Consider the following 16,001-nt stretch of genomic DNA (forward strand, 5'->3'; position numbering starts at 1 on the left):
ATAGGCCATTTTTTCTGTTGATAAAACACTCTTTTTGACGTTTTTACAGTCTAATTGAGCGTGAAGTGTGCAAACGATAAAAGTGTGGGAAAAATTGTTTGACTTATAAGTCTCAGAAAGTAATATGTGCGCCACGCAGCGACGATGAGCGATAAACAAGTTCTTCGAAGCACTCGTAAGAGGCGTGTGGTGAGGTGGCCGAGAGGCTGAAGGCGCTCCCCTGCTAAGGGAGTATGCGGTCAAAAGCTGCATCCGGGGTTCGAATCCCCGCCTCACCGCCATTTGCATCCGTAGCTCAGCTGGATAGAGTACTCGGCTACGAACCGAGCGGTCGGAGGTTCGAATCCTCCCGGATGCACCATCTCTTGCTTGATATGGCTTTAGTAGCGGTATCAAAAATTCTGCAGTAAAGTAAGTTTTCCGATGCATCCGTAGCTCAGCTGGATAGAGTACTCGGCTACGAACCGAGCGGTCGGAGGTTCGAATCCTCCCGGATGCACCATCTCTTACTTGATATAGCTTTCGTAGCGATATCAATATCAGCAGTAAAATAATTTTCCCGATGCATCCGTAGCTCAGCTGGATAGAGTACTCGGCTACGAACCGAGCGGTCGGAGGTTCGAATCCTCCCGGATGCACCATCTCTTACTTGATATAGCTTTCGTAGCGATATCAATATCAGCAGTAAAATAATTTTCCCGATGCATCCGTAGCTCAGCTGGATAGAGTACTCGGCTACGAACCGAGCGGTCGGAGGTTCGAATCCTCCCGGATGCACCATCTCTTACTTGATATAGCTTTCGTAGCGATATCAATATCAGCAGTAAAATAAATTTTCCCGATGCATCCGTAGCTCAGCTGGATAGAGTACTCGGCTACGAACCGAGCGGTCGGAGGTTCGAATCCTCCCGGATGCACCATATTCTCCGAAATCTTCAGCAATGAAGGTATCGAAGAGGTAGCGGTATTAACCGCAGGCACCAGGGAGGATAACGTTGCTTTAGCAACGGCCCGAAGGGCGAGCCGCAAGGCGAGTAATCCTCCCGGATGCACCATCCTTACTTGATATGGTTTTCGTAGCGATATCAATATCAGCAGTAAAATAAATTTTCCCGATGCATCCGTAGCTCAGCTGGATAGAGTACTCGGCTACGAACCGAGCGGTCGGAGGTTCGAATCCTCCCGGATGCACCATCTTCTCCGTATTATCCGCGATTGATGATCCTCATGGTCTGCAATATTGATGTATGCACCAGGGAGGATAACGTTGCGCCAGCAACGGCCCGAAGGGCGAACGCCAGTGAGTCATCCTCCCGGATGCACCATCTTCTCCAACAATTTCCTCCAAAAACATCTCATTTCTAAATAACTATTTTATCCATATCCTGAATAATCTTCCCCTTCGCATCGGCGACAAAATCAAGCAATTACGCTAAAGTAGCGTCATATTTTTCGACTTGCGAGAAGACAATGTACGAGCGTTATGCAGGTTTAATTTTTGATATGGATGGCACAATCCTGGATACAGAACCCACGCACCGTAAAGCGTGGCGTGAAGTATTAGGACGCTACGGTCTTCAGTACGATGTACAGGCCATGATTGCGCTTAATGGCTCGCCCACCTGGCGTATAGCCCAGGCGATTATTGAGCTGAATCAGGCCGATCTCGATCCCCATGCATTAGCCCGCGAGAAAACCGATACCGTAAGAAGCATGTTGCTCGATAGCGTCGAACCGCTTCCTCTTGTTGAAGTGGTGAAAAGCTGGCACGGTCGTCGCCCAATGGCTGTCGGTACGGGGAGTGAAAGCGCCATCGCTGAGGCGCTGCTAACGCATCTGGGATTACGTCGTTATTTTGACGCGGTTGTCGCTGCCGATCACGTCAAACACCATAAACCTGCACCAGACACGTTTTTGCTGTGTGCGCAGCGTATGGGCGTGCAACCAACACAGTGCGTTGTCTTTGAAGATGCCGATTTTGGCATACAGGCCGCTCGCGCCGCAGGCATGGACGCCGTGGATGTTCGCTTGCTGTGAGTGAGTCGCTGTCGCTCTTCTCGTTGTTTGCCAGTAGTTTTCTCAGCGCTACACTACTACCCGGCAATTCGGAAGTTGTGCTGGTCGCAATGTTACTTTCTGGGGTGAGTCATCCCTGGGTTTTAGTATTAACAGCAACAATGGGTAATAGCCTTGGAGGGTTAACTAACGTTATCCTTGGGCGTTTCTTTCCATTGCGCAAAACATCGCGCTGGCAAGAAAAAGCCATTGGCTGGCTGAAACGCTATGGCGCAGTCACACTCTTATTAAGCTGGATGCCAGTGATTGGCGACTTACTGTGTCTGTTAGCGGGATGGATGCGCATCTCGTGGGGACCAGTAATCTTTTTTTTGTGCCTTGGTAAAGCGTTGCGCTATGTTGCGGTTGCAGCAGCCACCGTTCAGGGCATGATGTGGTGGCACTAATTGTAGGCCTGCACACATGGCCACCATTACAGTTATGCTAATTAAAACGATTTTGACAGGCGGGAGGTCAATTTGATCCCGGACGTATCACAGGCGCTGGCCTGGCTGGAAAAACATCCTCAGGCATTAAAGGGGATACAGCGTGGTCTTGAGCGCGAAACTTTGCGTGTTAACCCAGATGGCACTCTGGCAACAACCGGTCATCCTGAAGCATTAGGTTCCGCACTGACGCATAAATGGATCACCACCGATTTTGCCGAAGCGTTGCTGGAGTTCATTACGCCGGTCGATGGCGATATTGAGCATATGTTGACCTTTATGCGCGATTTGCATCGCTATACCGCGCGTAATATTGGCGATGAGCGGATGTGGCCGTTAAGTATGCCATGTTACATCGCGGAAGGTCAGGATATCGAACTGGCGCAGTATGGAACGTCCAATACAGGGCGCTTTAAAACGCTGTACCGTGAAGGGCTGAAAAATCGCTATGGCGCGCTGATGCAAACCATCTCCGGCGTACACTACAACTTCTCTTTACCAATGGCATTCTGGCAGGCGAAGTGTGGTGATATCTCGGGCGTTGACGCCAAAGAGAAAATCTCTGCGGGCTACTTCCGCGCTATTCGTAACTACTATCGCTTCGGTTGGGTGATCCCGTACCTGTTTGGCGCATCTCCGGCAATTTGTTCTTCTTTCCTGCAAGGTAAACCGACGTCGCTGCCGTTTGAGAAAACCGAGTGCGGCATGTATTACCTGCCGTATGCAACATCGCTACGTTTGAGCGATCTGGGCTATACCAATAAATCGCAAAGTAATCTTGGTATTACCTTTAATGATCTCTACGAGTATGTAGCGGGTCTGAAGCGGGCAATTAAAACGCCGTCGGAAGAGTACGCGACGATTGGTCTTGAGAAAGACGGCAAGCGGCTGCAAATCAACAGCAACGTGCTGCAGATTGAAAACGAGCTGTATGCGCCGATTCGTCCGAAACGCGTTACTCGCAGCGGCGAGTCGCCTTCAGATGCGCTGTTACGCGGTGGCATTGAATATATCGAAGTGCGTTCGCTGGATATCAACCCATTCTCGCCGATTGGTGTTGATGAGCAGCAGGTGCGATTCCTCGACCTGTTTATGGTCTGGTGTGCGCTGGCTGATGCACCGGAAATGAGCAGTAGTGAACTTGTCTGTACACGCGTCAACTGGAACCGGGTGATCCTCGAAGGACGTAAGCCGGGGCTGACACTGGGAATTGGCTGTGAAACTGCGCAATTCCCGTTGCCGCAGGTGGGCAAAGATCTGTTCCGGGATCTGAAACGCGTCGCGCAAACGCTGGACAGCATTAACGGCGGCGAAGCATACCAGAAAGTGTGTGATGAACTGGTGGCCTGCTTTGATAATCCCGATCTGACTTTCTCCGCCCGCATCTTACGGTCTATGATTGATACTGGTATTGGCGGAACCGGGAAAGCGTTTGGTGAGGCTTATCGCAATTTGTTGCGTGAAGAGCCGCTGGAAATTCTGCGTGAAGACGATTTTATTGCCGAGCGCGAAGCGTCTAAACGCCGTCAGCAGGAAATGGAAGCCGCAGACACCGAGTCGTTCAAGGTGTGGCTGGAAAAACACAGCTGATAGAAAAGAAAAAGGCCACTCGTGAGTGGCCAAAATTTCATCTCTGAATTCAGGGATGATGATAACAAATGCGCGTCTTTCATATACTCAGACTCGCCTGGGAACAAAGAGTTCAGAATATTTTAAAAAAAATTACCGGAGGTGGCTAAATGCCGTTGTTAGATAGCTTCACAGTCGATCATACCCGGATGGAAGCGCCTGCAGTTCGGGTGGCGAAAACAATGAACACCCCGCATGGCGACGCAATCACCGTGTTCGATCTGCGTTTCTGCGTGCCGAACAAAGAAGTAATGCCAGAAAAAGGTATCCATACCCTGGAGCATCTGTTTGCTGGTTTTATGCGCAACCATCTTAACGGTAACGGCGTTGAGATTATTGATATCTCGCCAATGGGTTGCCGCACCGGTTTCTATATGAGTCTGATTGGTACGCCAGATGAGCAGCGTGTTGCTGATGCCTGGAAGGCGGCAATGGAAGATGTGCTGAAAGTGAAGGATCAGAATCAGATCCCTGAACTGAATGTCTACCAGTGCGGTACTTTCCAGATGCACTCGTTGCAGGAAGCACAGGATATTGCACGTAGCATTCTGGAGCGCGACGTGCGTATCAACAGCAATGAGGAACTGGCGCTGCCGAAAGAGAAGTTGCAGGAACTGCACATCTAGCCCGTTTAAGAAGAAGAAGCCGGGCGGTGATATCACTGTCCGGCTTGCCTGATGTGCTACGCTTATCAGGTTGATGCGGGGAGCGCGCCACCCGTACGTGACGGGCGGCAAAGTGGTATTAAAAGAGATATTTCATGCCCAGCATTCCCTGGGTATCGCTGTAACCGTTGTCCCCCAACTGCTGGGCGACGTTGCCCCACAGTTGCAGACGTGGATTAAGCTGACCTTCCACCCCAACTTTTAGCTCACCGATGTTACGTGTACCGATGATTTCATCGCTGATGCCATCCATCTTCACGCTGTAATTGCGGGAGTTATAAATCCAGTTGGCTTCCACGAAAGGCTGGAAGGAACGCGCTTTATGATCATCAATAGCATTGTGACCCTGCAGGTACGCTTTCACCCCCAGACGCGTTTGCAGGTTGCCTTCGGTGCTGTCCTCAACCAGAGTGCCATTGTCTTCAGTATGATTGTCTGCCTTCACATCCATCCACGTCAGTTGCATTTTAGGCTGCAACCAGTAGCTGGTGCGGGCATCTGCGCTTTCACCAAGACGGAAGGTATAACCCGCTTCAATGGCGGCGGTGATACCGTCAGAGTGATATTTTTCACTGGGCAGATACTCGCCGGAGACGGTGTTATCAAACCAGTTATAGAGCAACCAGCTATCAACATAAGTCCCTGTTTTATCTGCTTCGTTAGCGTACCAGGTGCCATACATGCCCACACTGTAGCCGTCGATTTGCCCGCGTGAGTTGTAGCCGGTCAGGCTGGAATGTGTGTGGCTCTTGCTGTTGGCATAGCCAGCCATCAGGCCGAGATGCCAGCGATCGAGTGCGTTACTGCTCCATTGCGCAAGATCGCCGCCAAGTTGCAGAACATAACGGTTGCTCTGAGTGCTCAGTTCATCTGAGCGATCCTTAAAGCGGTTATGTCCGCCAATGTTACGTAACCACAGACTGGTCACTTTCTGCTCGCCGGTTAGCAGGTCGGTGTACTGTGTTTCCCCCAGACGGTCATGCAGTCGGGTATTAAACAGCGTATTTGCAGCCTGAATATTGGCCAGATAGCTACTAATCTCCGGGCGATACTGATGCTTTCTTTCTGGCAGTGGTTCTGGTGAAACGGGGGTATAAGGAGAAGCCGGTGTCGGTGTATCAGGTGGCTCTGGTGAATCAGGTATTACAGGGTCAACAGGTGGTATAAGTGGGGTTTCACTGGTTAAGTACCAGTTCTGATCGTCACTTTTCGTCACGTTATAATCATAGGCTCCGGCAACAATACGGCCTTCTTTACTAAACGTACCCTCTGATGCCCCCGTTATTTCAACAATGCGGATACCTTCAAGCGTATCGGCGCCCTGACCACCGGCATTATGAACACTCACACGGGTATGACCAGACGTGTTGCCTTTTACAATTAATTTATCGGTCGCAGAATTATCATCGCCGAGTGCGGTACGCATAACTAACAAACCGTTATTAGCACTGTAATTGCCATTGATGGTGAGTGTGGCAGGCGTGAATTTGTCGCCATTTTTTGAGGACGACAGTGTTGCCGTACCCGCCAAATCCAGCGCATTTAAGGTTTGTGAAAAACCAGCTAAATCAATATTCCCTCCACTGGAGACGACATAACTGGAGTTTGGACTAAAGGTATCGTTGATACCGGCGCGCAGGGTGCCTTTACTAATATTCGTTTGGCCAGAATAGGTATTTGCGCCAGCCAACGTCGTGACTCCGGAACCTACCTGGTTAACCTCGCCTTTGCCAACGATATCTGCTGCCAGGATAAAATCTTCGCTGGAATGGTTGAAATTAATCTGGGCAGTACTGTCCCCGACCTCGCTTCCCATATGGATAATCGGCGTCTTAATTGCCCCCGCTTTTTGCTCGGCTTCTCCCTGCGCTCCACCAATGTTTAGAATACCGGTGCTGGTTTCGTCCATTCCAAGCCAGATAAATTGATTCGCGCTGACCGTGGCATTATTACTCACGGTAAGAATACCCTTTGCTTCGTTCAGCAATGAGCCCAATCCCCCAAGGGAGATAAACTCATTCACGGCTAATGAAGAATTGTCACCATCAACCAGCGTTTCACCGTATCCCGTTCCCTGAAAATTCTCCATATTTCCATTAAAGCCAATGATCATATCTTTTGACGCTGTAAGATGACCGCCATGAGTGATTTCGAGTTTACCCGTCCCCTGATCGCCTACCATCACATACCGTGCGGCAACGGATGATCCCTCACCATCAATAACGACTTGCCCCTGTGCCTGGTAATTAAATTCACCGATTCTGAATTCATTTAAATCGGTGATAGTACTACCGCTGAGTACCATTAAAGTTCCTGAACCGCCATTAGTTCCCAGGTAAATATCGCGTTCATTAGGCGATGCATGACTAAGCGTCAGATGAGTGTTATTTTCTAATTTTATTGTCCCTGACGTCGCATTACCGATTACGATTTTAGCAGTAGTCAGATCCCGCCCGTCTATATTCAACGTTCCTGCACTTGTTGCTCCAACATTAAGATACCGAAACTGGTCCCATACTGGTGAGTTATTTTCTGATGAAGATAAGGTTACGACATCATTATTATTGATTGTCACATCGCTGTTGATAGTGGCTGGTGGTGTCCATGCCTGAGAAATTGGTATTGATAGCACAGTTGAAATAGCTATTGCCAGCGTGGACAAGGGATGCTGTCTGATATTCATAAAGTTAATTTTCATCCTTATGATTTATTTTAAGATAAATAGCGAATCCACAGTAACTACGTAAAAAATTAGATTTTAAGGCCGCTGAACCAGGTTGCTGTTCTGTAAATGAAGGGTAGTGTGTGAGGCCAATAATTATAAATCAGTTTAATTTGTGATTAATTTGATATTAATTTGTTTTGATGGTTTAGGCATTAGGGTGAAAATAAGGTGCATAATTTTACTTAGCGGAAATTTTTAAATGTCTTAAGGCATAAAAAATGAGCAAAGAAAAAGCAAAGGAAATCAATAAGATGTTTTTTCGGAATTTTGCGGGGTTAGTAACAGTAACTGATTAATTGCATGTTTATTGTTTGCACATCTTTTTAGATATAAAAAACACCAGGATTATTATCAAAAAATAATGTAAGTCTGGTTTCCAGACATGGGTTATATGCACGTAAACAATAAGATTAAATATTTCCTCATTAAGAAAAGTGCAAAAGTATTCTCTTCTCAGGCAATGTAAATCTGCCCGATACGATAAACGTATCGGGCAGGTGTTTAATTCTCCGGCTTTCTACCTGTCAGTCACCCGATATTCCACGCTATGCGCTTCATCAGGTTGTGGAACTTCCAGCCTTGAGGCCATCCGCATCACCACCGCTTCAGGAACGGCATACTCGCGTCTGGCATTTTGCTGCTTCCATTGCGACCACGGCACTTCCAGATAAACGATTTTTACTCGTGCGCCGTAAGCCGTAAACAGACTGATAAGCTGGCTACGCAGCTGGCGGGTAATGTTCGTTGCATTCCAGACAAACGACTTCTTTTGCCGAAGTCGCACGCGCGCCTCTTCTTTTGCCTGTTGCACAATACGCCCGGTGGCGGTTTTGTCGTCCGGGCTGGCATTGATTCGCCGCCGCATGTCATCAAGGCTGATAACATCCATTCCCTGGCACTGTTCACTGATATAGCGATCTTTGCCCATTCCCGGTAAGCCACACAGCAAAGTAACTTCAAAATGTTCAGCCTCCCAGGGAACAAAATCGGGAGAACTTTGTTCATGGGTCAGGTAATGCCAGCGTGCGGAATCAGAAACGAATGGGCGCGCTTTTCCCCAGCATTGTTGCTCATGGCAAAACAGCTCGAACAGATCGATGCGTTCCAGCATTGACTGCTTATCAGGGCAATGACGACCAAGCAGATCGGCACGGGCAAGCAGGGCGAGCAGACGCGTGTCGACGCGCATCGCAGCAGTGAGCAGTAAACGCTCCGGTTCCGGACGTTCCAGTAACCATAGCGGTAACCCATGCAGACGCACCAGTGCAACGATTTGCTCGCGCAGCACAAATGGTGTGGGGATATCGCGCCATAAAATTTGTCGGGCCGTCAGTTCGCCCCGACGAGCGTGGCCAGGCGACTGAATACGCCCGTTTTCCTGCACGGTAGTGCTGCGCTTTTCAACATCATGCAATAACGCCGCCGCCCATAAAACTTCCTGCTGTTGAGCGGGGAGTTGCTGGAATTCTGGCAGAGTAACGAGGGCGTTAAGCACCATTTCGGTATGCACGCCAACGTCACCTTCGCCATGATGCTCCGGGTCTTGTGGCGTGTGATGCATCTCCTCAACCCAGCTAAAACGCTGGCGAAGTGTCGACCAGCGTTTATCGTCGGTAAGTCGCCAAATCATGACTGTTCTCCATAAGCGAACTCATGGGTCATCCGCGCCCGACGCCAGTGGCGCTTCCAGTGTTCGCTGGTTTTGACATGATTTTTGCGCACGTACTTGAATACATTATGGGGAAAATCGGCAACGGAAAATGCGTCGCGATTTCGGCTGACAATGCCTTCCAGCGTACAGGGTTGCCCGGTGTGCGTATCCCAGGGATCGAACGCGCCGCGCTCACAGGTCAGCGCCAGAAAATCATGTTGCCAGCTTTTTTCATCATTCCCCGGCTGCGGGCCGGAGATTTCGGGTACGCAGGGGAAATCAAACAGGGCGGCGTAAAACTGCACCTCTTCCCAGCTCAGCCACATATCCTGGCAGCGAACGGCAAACAGATAAAAATCCTGCTCCAGGGCGCGGTATTCAATGGAATGGACGGCGTAAAGATTTTCACCAAACAACTCCAGGTCGCCGAGATCGTTTTTCAGCAGTTGCCAACGCTGGCGAATTTTATAAGTCCATGCCGACTGCGTAGGCGCGGCATGGGAACGGGCAAACACGCCGTAGCGGTTAAGGCAGTTATTTTCGCCGTCGAGTTTTTCTGTGTGCACCAATTGCGTGATGGCCTGTAAATCCTGCCAGTAATCGGCGTTAATGCGGTCATCGCTGGTGGTGCCAGGGGAGAAAGGATAATGCCAGGTTCTCCCGTATTTCCGTTGGGTATTCATAATAATCCATTATTTTGTGTGTAATAAATGTACGCCCGCGAGGGTGCGAGTTAGGGGGTTAAAAGAAAAATGTGAGTATCACCCGCAAAAGCAAGGGCGAAGGAAAAAGAGAATTAACAACCTGAGCGAATGCTCAGAACCGGTTAATGGTGAATGGAAGAGTTTGGGGCGGCGAAAAGATACACCGAATGAGTGGATAAAACAACCGTTTGCAGAATGAGCAAATAAAAAGGGAGCCGCAGCTCCCTTTGACAACCTTAGTGCGCACCGCCTCCGCCGCCACCTGCGCCAAATGGCGGTTTAGCAAACCACACCAGCCCCAGCAGGACGAGAAATATCCCGGCTGACATCCAGAAGATCTCATTGGCGGAAATAATCAGCCCCTGATTGGTGATTTGCTGGGCAATCCAGCCAGATGCCTGCTGTTGCGTCATCCCCAGCCCTTCCAGTTGACTGTACATCGCCTGGGCGTTCGGGTTATACGGGTTCACCGACTCGGTCAACTGCGCATGGTGCATCGACTCGCGGTTGGTCCACATAGTCGTCGTTATGGACGTACCGATAGACCCCGCCAGCGTTCGCGTAAAGTTGGAGAGACTCGACGCCGCCGCCAGTCGTTCCGGCGGCAAACCAGAGAGCGTAATGGTGGTCAGCGGCATAAAGAAGCAGGCCACCGCGAAGCCCTGGATAAACTGCGGCCAGGCCGATGCACCAAAATCCATACCCGGTTCAAAGGTATAAGCACGCCAGTAAAAGCAAACGGCATACATAATAAAGCTGAAGGTTACCAGCCGACGCATATCCAGTTTATGCGCAAAACGGCCGATAATTGGCGACAGGATCACCGGAATAATCCCTACCGGCGCAGATGCCAGCCCTGCCCAGGTTGCCGTGTAGCCGTAGACTTCCTGCAATAATTGCGGCAACAGAACAATTGCGCCGAAGTAGAGCATGTAGGCGAGGCTGATACACAAGCAGCCAATTGTGAAGTTGCGCGATTTAAACAGTGACAGGTCGACTATCGGGTTATCGTCGGTCAACTCCCAGACAATCAGGAAGCTGATAGCCACCACCGCCACCACGGTGAGGATGATAATTTCTTGCGATGAGAACCAGTCCAGCTCTTTACCCCGGTCGAGCATAATTTGCAGGCTACCGATACCAATCACCAGCAGCGCCAGCCCCACGGCATCAATTCGCCGCCTTTCTGTACGGGTTTCGCGTCCGCGCAGGGTTTGCAGTGTCATCAACACCACCGCCACGCCAATTGGCACGTTGATGAAGAATATCCAGCCCCAGTGGTAATTATCACTGATATAACCGCCGAGGATTGGGCCGCAAATTGGCGCGACAATCACCGTCATCGACCACAACGCCAGCGCGATCGAGCGTTTAGCTGGCGGGTAGTTATTCAGTAACAGACTTTGCGAAAGTGGGATCAACGGCCCGGCGACAATCCCCTGAATCACGCGGAAGAAGATCAGCATATTCAGACTACTGGAAACACCACACGCCCACGACGCAATGGCGAAGGCAATGGTTGACCAGAGGAACAGCTTCACTTCCCCGACGCGTTTTGCCAGCCAGCCGGTAAGGGGGATCGAGATGGCGTTTGCCACCCCGAAGGAGGTGATCACCCACGTTCCCTGGCTGAGCGATGAGCCCAGATTCCCGGCGATAGTGGGGATCGCCACGTTAGCAATGGTGGAGTCCAGCACCTGCATGAATGTCGCCAGTGACAGCGCAATCGTCATAATGACCAGTTGCGCGCCTTCCAGCGGTTTTTGCTGTTGCATCACACGCACCTCTGGATTAGCCAGCGTTAGCTTTTACGATATCGTCGATCAGTTTATTGACAGGTGCCAGGCTGATTTCACGCGCGGTACTTACCGCGACCGGCGTAGAACGTACTTTGTTTGCCAGTACCTGACCGTCACGGTTAGTGGTATTGACGCTCACCAGCGTGGACAAGCCGATACGCAGTGGGTATTGCTCAAGCTGTTTTTGGTCCAGTTCAATACGAACAGGCAGACGCTGAACGACTTTGATCCAGTTACCGGTGGCATTTTGCGCCGGAAGCAGCGAGAACGCGCTACCTGTACCCATATCCAGACCGACCACTTTACCGGTGTATTTCACATCATCGCCGTAAATATCAGTGGTGATGGTGACCGGCTGACCGATGCGCATATTGGCAATCTGCGTCTCTTTAAAGTTGGCATCCACCCACATATTGGTAGCCGGAACGACCGCCATCAGCGGCGTCGTTGGGCTAATTTGCGCACCAGGCTGAACGGCTCGGCGGGAGACATAGCCGGTCATTGGGCTGACAATTCGGGTACGTTCCAGCGCCAGCCAGGCGTTACGTACTTCAGTAGCGGCCTGTTGCACGGCAGGCTGATCTTCCAGTTTAGTTCCCAGAATCATCGCCTGATTGGCATTGTATTGTTGAATGGCGACATCCAGTTGCGCCTGGGCGCTGGTGACGGCGTCGCGGGCGTGTTGCAGTTCTTCGCGACCAATCAGGTTGGCATTGCCCAGCGGCACACGGCGGTTGTAGTCGCTCTGTGCTTTAGCGAGGGCGATTTTCTGCACCTCAATATTCGCCTGCAACTGCTTGCTGTTAATCATCAGTTGGTGGGTTTGACGAACGCTGGAAGCCAGCGCAGTTTTGGCTTTTTCAAACGCCTGGCGAGCATCTGTCGGGTCGAGAGTGACCAGCACATCGCCTTCTTTTACAAAATCGGTGTTATCGGCCCAGACTTTCGTCACGCTGCCAGACACCTGAGACATAATTTGAATCTGATTCCCTGCCACGTATGCGTCATCGGTCTCTTCAAAATGACGCAGTACCAAAAACCAATAAATTCCTATCGCTACGGCAATAATGATAAAGAGCAAGGTGAGAAGGAGGAGCAGACTCTTACGTTTGCCGCTCTTCTTTACCGGTTGCTGCGGGTTTTGAGTCTCCGCATTTGCGCTCATATTGTTCTCCACGATCTTCTTAACTCATCGGCTGAGCCGACCTGCTTGCCAAAAAGGCCAGCACGTTGCGATGCTGGCCGGTCAGTTTTTCTTTTATAAATCTGGATTTTTGAGCGAGATGACGCGTTAGCTCATCGCTTCGAGGACCATGCCGTCTTGTTCCATCTGGTCGAGACGGGAGAGCAACTTGCGGGTGATTTGCTCGAGCTGATCTTTTTCGCTAGTGCTGAGCGCGGACCAGAGTTGATGCAGGCAGTTATGCTGCGGCGGTAAAACCTCGCGCAAAAACTCGTGACCTTTTTCCGTTAATTGCAGATGCAGGCAGCGGCGATCGTTGTCGCTTTCACGACGCTCGATCCAACCGCGTTTTTCCAGTTCATCGGCAATACGCGTCGCATTGGTACGGGATGATCCAAGAGCACAACTTAATTCAGAAGGCTGAATACTGTGGTTTTCCTGAGACTCCAGCGTAATCAACGCCATAAACAACGTCTCGTTAATCCCCTGAGCCTTCAGCATTTTATTGCGGTTCTCCAGCAGCTTGCTCTGCATATGCATACAAAGACGGGTCAGAAGGATTTCCTGGTAAGGAAAATCTTCGTGGCGGCTGGCGCGAAATTTTAGCATTTGTTCAATGGGCGTAAACGAACTATCCATTTGGGTATGACCTCATTAATTTCAGCCGATATAGTAACGACAGTGACAAATAAAGTAAATGTATTGTTTTAGAAAATTGATTCTTGTGGGTTATATAATCGCATCACTTTCCAGGCGAGCCCGTAGGCCAGCGCACTTAGCAGTGTAGGGACGATAATGCTGCGTGTTTTATAGAAACTGGCACCCAGTACCGCGAAGCCAACCAGTGTGGGCACGAAACGGCGTGTATCGTGCATCACTTCTGGTGCGGTAGAGACAACCAGCAGAGCACAAATCGAGGCTATGCCAATGGTGTCGAGCAAAATACCCACCGCACCACGTTTGGTCGGGCGGGCATTACCCACACGCAGGCGCAGCGGCAAATAGCGAAAGCAGTAATTAACCGCGCCAACCAGTAACCCAAGCAGCAGAACCTCATAGCTCATCGGGCGCTCCTTGCCAGAATGCCTGAATTAGCGCAGTGAGGCAGCCACAGACAATGCCTGCCAGAATGGCGACGGGAATAGAAAATAGCGTTACGCCCGCAAGGGCGCCGATTAACGCTGCGGTAACGCAAAGGGATTGTTTGCGCTGGAAAGAGGCGAGCAGAAAACTCATAAAGAGCGCCGGTAGCATAAAGCCTAATGCTGCTTCAACGGCTGGATAACCTTGCAGCAATCCGCTGCCAGAGAATGCCCCTATAACCGTACCAAATACCCACGATGACCATGAACTGAAGGCAATGCCAATCATCCAGTTCTCGCTCCAGCGGCGATTATTGCGTACCAGCTTTGCCGTTGCTGCGGCAAAAACTTCATCCGTCAGGCCAAACGCCCACAATGCAGTTTTCGATTTTTGCAAACGCTGAACAATGCGGCTACGCAACGATGGACCATACAGGATATGGCGAACATCCATTGCCATGACGGTCAGCGCAGCGACCCACAAACTACTCCCGGCTGCCAGCATCGTGGTAATGACGAACTGACTCGCGCCTGCATAAATGATGCAGGAGAAAAAAACGCTTTCGAGAGGAGAAAATCCCAGACGGGTCGCATTCAGACCGAAAGCAAAGGCCACCGGAATATAACTAATAACAATCGGTAAACTGTCTTTGCATCCTTCCATGAAGGTCGCCGAACCTGAAGCAGGCAGAGGAGTAGGGCTTACCATAGAGTGTACGCTTAACGACTGTTAAAATTATAAATGGACTGAATGAATATCTTAACCTTATCAGACTGATGGGCTTCTTAACACCCTTATAAGTGTAAAGCCACGAAAACGGTTGCTGATTGTCTAAATAGCGGCTTCCTGACGATGAAAACCTCGCCACCAGACCAACAGATTAACCAGGGCAATCGTCGCACCAGCCAGGCAAACGCCTGCCCAACCGGCATGTTGCCAGGCTGAGGCCGAAATCAGTGAACCGGCGGCACCGCCAATAAAGTAACTGGTCATATAGCCTGCGGTCAGGCGATTACGCGCATCAGGATGAATACGATAAATCACGGTTTGATTGGTGATATGCACGCCCTGTACGGTGAGATCCAGCACCAGGATGCCGATAATCAGCGCCAGCACGGAAGTGTGACCAAACCAGATCGCCAGCCATGAAAGCAACAGCAGCAGCAAACCGAAAGTCGTTGTCAGGTGCGATTGACCCTTATCGGCAAAACCACCTGCCGGACGTGCGCCCAGCGCCCCAGCGGCTCCTGCAAGGCCAAACAGACCAATCGTTCCATCGCTGTAGTTAAAAGGCGGCGCGGCAAGCAAAAAGGCCATTGATGTCCACAGAATGCTGAAGTTAGCAAAGGTCAGGCAGCCCAGCACCGCGCGGGTGCGCAGGATCTTATCGCTGATAAACATGCTGAAAACGGAACCTAACAACTGTGGGTAGTTGAGGTGCGTCTCAGATTTCATCTGCGGCAGGCCGCGCCACAACGCCAGCGCCATTAGCGCCATTAATACTGCTGCGACCCAGAAAACGGTGCGCCAGCCGCCGAGATTTGCCAGCAACCCGGCAACGGTACGCGCCAGCAAAATGCCCAGTAGCAGGCCGCTCATAATTGTGCCAACCACCTTGCCGCGTTTTTCCGGCGAGGCCAGCGTTGCCGCCAGCGGAACCAGAATTTGTGCCACGACCGAGAATAAACCCGTTAATGCCGTACCGAGGATCATCATCGCCAGTGACTGACTGCTGGCGGTAATCAACATACCGCCCGCTGCCAGTAAGGTCATCGAGACAATCAGGCGGCGGCGTTCAAACATATCACCGAGGGGAACAAGAAATAGCAGACCGGCGGCATAACCTAGCTGCGCGGCGGTGACAATAAAGCCCGCTGAACTGGCAGAAAGGGAAAAGTTACGCGCGATAGTGTCGAGCAATGGCTGAGCGTAATAGTTGCTGGCGACCGCCAGACCGGTGGCGATCGACATTAGCACGATCAGCGCCGGGCTAAGCTCGTGATTGGGTTTCGTCATTATTGTTTATCAGGTGATGATGAGTCTGAAAACCAATAATAGCGG

General features: G+C 50.7%; 13 protein-coding genes and 7 tRNA genes. 11 read left to right on the top strand and 9 right to left on the bottom strand.

Features of this window, described 5'->3' with window-relative positions:
- Window positions 1-188 precede the first annotated feature (188 nt).
- The 11 genes from LG381_RS09550 to luxS all read left to right on the top strand — a co-directional run bounded on the left by LG381_RS09550 (window position 189) and on the right by luxS (window position 4,756).
- A tRNA-Ser gene (locus tag LG381_RS09550) sits at window positions 189-281 on the top strand.
- Between the two features lie 3 nt (window positions 282-284).
- A tRNA-Arg gene (locus LG381_RS09555) sits at window positions 285-361 on the top strand.
- A gap of 64 nt (window positions 362-425) precedes the next feature.
- Window positions 426-502 (top strand) — tRNA-Arg (locus tag LG381_RS09560).
- Window positions 503-564: 62 nt separating this feature from the next.
- Window positions 565-641 (top strand) — tRNA-Arg (locus tag LG381_RS09565).
- A 62-nt stretch (window positions 642-703) separates the two neighbouring features.
- Window positions 704-780, top strand: a tRNA-Arg gene (locus tag LG381_RS09570).
- Between the two features lie 63 nt (window positions 781-843).
- Window positions 844-920: transfer RNA gene (locus tag LG381_RS09575), tRNA-Arg, on the top strand.
- 197 nt (window positions 921-1,117) lie between these two features.
- Window positions 1,118-1,194 (top strand) — tRNA-Arg (locus LG381_RS09580).
- 276 nt (window positions 1,195-1,470) lie between these two features.
- The gene (gene yqaB, locus LG381_RS09585; protein ID WP_225762338.1) at window positions 1,471-2,037 is read left to right on the top strand and encodes a fructose-1-phosphate/6-phosphogluconate phosphatase; all 567 of its coding nucleotides are present in this window, start codon (window positions 1,471-1,473) and stop codon (window positions 2,035-2,037) included.
- The gene (locus tag LG381_RS09590; RefSeq protein WP_000004484.1) at window positions 2,034-2,462 is read left to right on the top strand and encodes a YqaA family protein; all 429 of its coding nucleotides are present in this window, start codon (window positions 2,034-2,036) and stop codon (window positions 2,460-2,462) included. Before yqaB ends, LG381_RS09590 begins: the two co-directional genes overlap by 4 nt.
- A 72-nt stretch (window positions 2,463-2,534) precedes the next feature.
- The gene (gene gshA / locus LG381_RS09595) at window positions 2,535-4,091 is read left to right on the top strand and encodes a glutamate--cysteine ligase (protein ID WP_222680464.1); all 1,557 of its coding nucleotides are present in this window, start codon (window positions 2,535-2,537) and stop codon (window positions 4,089-4,091) included.
- A gap of 149 nt (window positions 4,092-4,240) precedes the next feature.
- A complete protein-coding gene (gene luxS / locus LG381_RS09600; RefSeq protein ID WP_032226039.1) occupies window positions 4,241-4,756 on the top strand; it encodes an S-ribosylhomocysteine lyase in 516 nt (171 codons plus the stop codon).
- Between the two features lie 118 nt (window positions 4,757-4,874).
- On the opposite strand, the gene LG381_RS09605 is transcribed toward luxS, so the two are convergent.
- From LG381_RS09605 to LG381_RS09645, 9 genes are all read right to left on the bottom strand, one after another.
- Window positions 4,875-7,478, bottom strand: coding sequence for an autotransporter outer membrane beta-barrel domain-containing protein (locus LG381_RS09605; protein WP_225762339.1), 2,604 nt, complete (start codon window positions 7,476-7,478; stop codon window positions 4,875-4,877).
- Window positions 7,479-8,037: 559 nt separating this feature from the next.
- Complete coding sequence (locus LG381_RS09610) at window positions 8,038-9,150, bottom strand: AAA family ATPase (RefSeq protein ID WP_225762340.1); 1,113 nt, start codon at window positions 9,148-9,150, stop codon at window positions 8,038-8,040.
- Window positions 9,147-9,854 (bottom strand): RNA ligase family protein, encoded by a 708-nt coding sequence (locus LG381_RS09615; protein ID WP_225762341.1) that lies wholly within the window; start codon window positions 9,852-9,854, stop codon window positions 9,147-9,149. The genes LG381_RS09610 and LG381_RS09615 overlap by 4 nt, the downstream gene beginning before the upstream one ends.
- 257 nt (window positions 9,855-10,111) lie before the next feature.
- Window positions 10,112-11,650, bottom strand: a complete 1,539-nt coding sequence (gene emrB / locus LG381_RS09620; protein WP_225762342.1) for a multidrug efflux MFS transporter permease subunit EmrB — start codon at window positions 11,648-11,650, stop codon at window positions 10,112-10,114.
- A 16-nt stretch (window positions 11,651-11,666) separates the two neighbouring features.
- The gene (gene emrA, locus LG381_RS09625) at window positions 11,667-12,839 is read right to left on the bottom strand and encodes a multidrug efflux MFS transporter periplasmic adaptor subunit EmrA (protein ID WP_032226033.1); all 1,173 of its coding nucleotides are present in this window, start codon (window positions 12,837-12,839) and stop codon (window positions 11,667-11,669) included.
- A gap of 126 nt (window positions 12,840-12,965) precedes the next feature.
- Entirely contained in the window at window positions 12,966-13,496 is a 531-nt protein-coding gene (emrR, locus tag LG381_RS09630) for a multidrug efflux transporter EmrAB transcriptional repressor EmrR (RefSeq protein WP_000378436.1), read from the bottom strand.
- 68 nt (window positions 13,497-13,564) lie between these two features.
- Window positions 13,565-13,921, bottom strand: a complete 357-nt coding sequence (gene ygaH, locus LG381_RS09635; RefSeq protein WP_225762343.1) for an L-valine transporter subunit YgaH — start codon at window positions 13,919-13,921, stop codon at window positions 13,565-13,567.
- A complete protein-coding gene (gene ygaZ, locus LG381_RS09640; RefSeq protein ID WP_000254578.1) occupies window positions 13,911-14,648 on the bottom strand; it encodes an L-valine exporter subunit YgaZ in 738 nt (245 codons plus the stop codon). Before ygaZ ends, ygaH begins: the two co-directional genes overlap by 11 nt.
- A 123-nt stretch (window positions 14,649-14,771) precedes the next feature.
- Window positions 14,772-15,956 (bottom strand): MFS transporter, encoded by a 1,185-nt coding sequence (locus tag LG381_RS09645; RefSeq protein ID WP_225762344.1) that lies wholly within the window; start codon window positions 15,954-15,956, stop codon window positions 14,772-14,774.
- Window positions 15,957-16,001 lie beyond the last annotated feature (45 nt).

It is taken from the genome of Escherichia sp. Marseille-Q3837, from assembly GCF_916618735.1.
GTDB classification, from domain to species: domain Bacteria; phylum Pseudomonadota; class Gammaproteobacteria; order Enterobacterales; family Enterobacteriaceae; genus Escherichia; species Escherichia ruysiae.

Excerpts from the sequence above, each read along its gene's own strand:
- yqaB (WP_225762338.1), top strand. The coding sequence starts at position 1,471 with ATGTACGAGCGTTATGCAGGTTTAATTTTTGATATGGATGGCACAATC.
- luxS (WP_032226039.1), top strand. The coding sequence starts at position 4,241 with ATGCCGTTGTTAGATAGCTTCACAGTCGATCATACCCGGATGGAAGCG.
- LG381_RS09605 (WP_225762339.1), bottom strand. The coding sequence starts at position 7,478 with ATGAATATCAGACAGCATCCCTTGTCCACGCTGGCAATAGCTATTTCA.
- LG381_RS09610 (WP_225762340.1), bottom strand. The coding sequence starts at position 9,150 with ATGATTTGGCGACTTACCGACGATAAACGCTGGTCGACACTTCGCCAG.
- LG381_RS09615 (WP_225762341.1), bottom strand. The coding sequence starts at position 9,854 with ATGAATACCCAACGGAAATACGGGAGAACCTGGCATTATCCTTTCTCC.
- emrB (WP_225762342.1), bottom strand. The coding sequence starts at position 11,650 with ATGCAACAGCAAAAACCGCTGGAAGGCGCGCAACTGGTCATTATGACG.
- emrA (WP_032226033.1), bottom strand. The coding sequence starts at position 12,839 with ATGAGCGCAAATGCGGAGACTCAAAACCCGCAGCAACCGGTAAAGAAG.
- emrR (WP_000378436.1), bottom strand. The coding sequence starts at position 13,496 with ATGGATAGTTCGTTTACGCCCATTGAACAAATGCTAAAATTTCGCGCC.
- ygaH (WP_225762343.1), bottom strand. The coding sequence starts at position 13,921 with ATGAGCTATGAGGTTCTGCTGCTTGGGTTACTGGTTGGCGCGGTTAAT.
- ygaZ (WP_000254578.1), bottom strand. The coding sequence starts at position 14,648 with ATGGTAAGCCCTACTCCTCTGCCTGCTTCAGGTTCGGCGACCTTCATG.
- LG381_RS09645 (WP_225762344.1), bottom strand. The coding sequence starts at position 15,956 with ATGACGAAACCCAATCACGAGCTTAGCCCGGCGCTGATCGTGCTAATG.